Source organism: Bartonella sp. AA18HLJMS (genome assembly GCF_042197245.1).
In the GTDB taxonomy this organism is placed as follows: domain Bacteria; phylum Pseudomonadota; class Alphaproteobacteria; order Rhizobiales; family Rhizobiaceae; genus Bartonella.
Window position 1 is genome coordinate 1 of the sequence record NZ_JBHIRP010000048.1, and the last position, 2,826, is coordinate 2,826.

Sequence of the window (2,826 nt, forward strand, 5' to 3'; positions counted from 1 at the left end):
GTCAAGGTTTAAGCATTTCAGCGGGTGGTCCGATGTATCAGGGCAAATATGGTGTCGGGAAAAACATTGCTAAAAATCTCTTAGATCATTCAAAAGCTAAAGATTCAGAGGAAGGATATACCAAATCCGCTATCAGCAATGGCACCATTGTCATTACTGATGAAGCAGGGCAGAAGGCGTTGACAGGACAAGACGTGGAACAAGCCATAGCCTCCCTTAATCGTGATACTGCCAACGCCCATAAAGGTGTACAACAGCTCGATGCAGGCAAGCTGGAACAAATCGTCCATGAAAACCGTGAAATGGCAACTCAACTCTTAGAAGAAGGGTTTAAATACAGCGATGATTCCTATAAAACCATGTTTATCAAAGAGCACCCCATCGCCGTGGTGGATCGTGATGAAAATGGCAATACAATCTATGAAATAGATGCGAATGGGGTACCTATAAGAGATGCTCGTGGACAAAAAATCCCCAAGTTCCATTATTTAACGGATGAAGAAAAGCAGCATTTGCAAGAAGGCTCTGATGGCAAAGTGCATGTGTCCTTTAATGGCATCTTTACGCCACCCTATGAAGCTGCTGTTTATGCAGAGCAACATGCGGAGAATAAAAATGAACCGCTTTATTTTGTTGTGTTCCCAGAAGCTGATTCTGCTATCTCAGAACTTCTAGTCGCGGGCTATCAGAAGTTTATGGAAAATAACTTTTGGGGTTTGACCAATTCAACACAAGAAGCAAAAGATTTGATGTATAGCTATGGTCTTACAGGATTAGAACTTTATGGACATAGTCGCGGGACAATGACATTGGGGAATATGCTGAATTCTTTCAAACAAGAAGGTGTTCACGGTATAGCCAACGAAAACACGACTATCAATCTCTATGGACCAGCCTTTAATGTTTTAGTTGCAGCCGGTCTGTTAGATTATGTGAGTGATGGCAAACAAACCACTATTGGCTTTGATGGGAATAGATATGACTTTGTCAGCAGAATTATTGGCGGCAATGGCTATACCTACGGGACACTCCCTGCTGGTAGTAACGTTTGGACAGAATGGTTGAGAGTGATCATGAATCCCATAAGTTCCCATACCTGTCTTGGAGACGTGGGTCCAAAATGCCAAAAGTTTTATGGCACATCTCATCGTGAACAATTTCCTTTAAGTAAATCAAGGAGTAAAAAATGAAACAAACTCTAAAATTATTAAGCACTGTAACTTTGTTAATTATAACTGGATGTAATATCGATAAACCTCCTCCAGGAGAGGTGGCTACGTGGGAGAAAAATGGTGTTACTGATTTTACAGAGGTAGGAAAAGCCTTGTTAGAATGTGGTATGCCAACCCCTGATGATGTCGATCCAGAAAACAGAAAACTCAGCTACAATGCATGGGCAACTATTGATGCCTGTATGGTTCAATCAGGTTTTCGTGATAAAGTGGGGGGAGGGACTTGGTGTGAGAATCATAAAGCCGAAAACCTTCCCATTTGTCGTCCAGGTGCTGTGATCCCGAGGCCCAGTGTCAAGAAGCGCTTAAACAGCCCTTATTGTAAAAAATATAAAAATGCACCTGAATGCAAACCTTAAGTCTTGCTAGTGATGATCAACAATCCGCCATCCTTGCCTTCGCTTGGAATGGCGGGATTGTTTTCTCAATCTAACATCTCAATATTGTTCACCGTTGTTTTAAGCAGCGGTGACAGGAAATATCAACAGGCTTATGAGCTTTTTTATTGTAAATAAATCCATTGAAAGAGGGGAATAATGAAGAAAATCTTAAAACTATTGAGTTGTATAGCTCTGTTAAGTATCACTGGATGTGTTAACTCAATTCCCTCACTTTCTCCAGCATTATGGAGAAATAAAATACTTTTAGAATGTGGAGTACCGGACCTTAATAAGGTTGTGGCGCTAGATTTGAATCAATTTGCCAGTATTGAAATGTGTATGGCGCAATCAGGTTTTCGTCCTAGCTTTACAATACAAGAATGGTGTGAGAACCATAAATCGGACAATCTTCCCATATGTCGTCCTAGTGCTGTCATGCCTCAGCGAAGTGTTGAGAGACGCTTAAATAGCCCTTATTGTAAAAAACATTCAGAACAACTTGAATGCGAACCTTAAGTCTTGCTTCAGCAGAGAAAGCCTTGTCCGTTCTTACGTGACAAGGTTTTCTTTTTATGCCGCGTCGTTATAACGTTGCTGTTTTGCTTGCTCGATGACATTGAAAAGATCTGATTGTAACCAACGGGATAAAAAGCCAAATTTTAAAGGTTTTGGGAGAGAGCCATTGGTTACATGACGCCGGAATGTTGAAACACTCATATGAAGCAATTTTGCACTTTCACGGTCTGTTAAAAGAATAGCATTTTCTGTCATACTAAAATCCTTTCACTATAAAAAAATGGTAACAAATCATAACCATTTATTAACCACATTTTGGTTCATTTAGAAAGATGTTTTATTCATAGAAAACAATATTTTATCATACAATTTCTGATGTGATAATTTATGAGTCTTATTGAGAGAGAATGAGAGAGAAGAGAGCTAAAGTTATCCACAGATAATGGGGTTATTCACCCCATATTTTAGGTTTGACTCGTGACATAAGCCGCCCATTTATCCATATAGACACGGCGCTGTTCTAGATAGTCAGTGCGACGATAGGAGCGCTCTACTTGTCCTCCTACTGTATGACTTAGAATAGTTTCAGCGACCTCATAGGGAGCATCGGTTGTTTCTGCTAGCCAATCGCGTAAACTAGAGCGAAAACCATGCGGGCAGGCTTCAAGTTTATTGTCTCTCATATATTGAGCCATACA

At 40.3% G+C, this 2,826-nt stretch carries 4 protein-coding genes and 1 pseudogene; 3 read left to right on the top strand and 2 right to left on the bottom strand.

What is annotated here, in order from left to right; all coding sequences use genetic code 11:
* The 3 genes from ACFINW_RS09700 to ACFINW_RS09710 all read left to right on the top strand — a co-directional run.
* A partial coding sequence (locus tag ACFINW_RS09700; protein WP_375674251.1) for a filamentous hemagglutinin occupies nt 1-1,190 on the top strand: 1,190 nt, incomplete at its 5' end.
* Nucleotides 1,187-1,591, top strand: coding sequence for a hypothetical protein (locus tag ACFINW_RS09705; protein ID WP_375674252.1), 405 nt, complete (start codon nt 1,187-1,189; stop codon nt 1,589-1,591). The genes ACFINW_RS09700 and ACFINW_RS09705, both read left to right, overlap by 4 nt.
* Before the next feature lie 177 nt (nt 1,592-1,768).
* On the top strand, nt 1,769-2,128 hold the full coding sequence (locus ACFINW_RS09710; protein ID WP_375674253.1) for a hypothetical protein: 360 nt from the start codon (nt 1,769-1,771) through the stop codon (nt 2,126-2,128).
* 54 nt (nt 2,129-2,182) lie between these two features.
* Here the strand turns inward: ACFINW_RS09710 and ACFINW_RS09715 are convergent, their stop codons facing one another.
* Both ACFINW_RS09715 and ACFINW_RS09720 read right to left on the bottom strand, forming a co-directional pair.
* Nucleotides 2,183-2,383, bottom strand: a complete 201-nt coding sequence (locus ACFINW_RS09715; protein ID WP_375621744.1) for a helix-turn-helix transcriptional regulator — start codon at nt 2,381-2,383, stop codon at nt 2,183-2,185.
* Nucleotides 2,384-2,592: 209 nt separating this feature from the next.
* Nucleotides 2,593-2,826: pseudogene (locus ACFINW_RS09720) on the bottom strand (integrase); the annotation flags it as partial.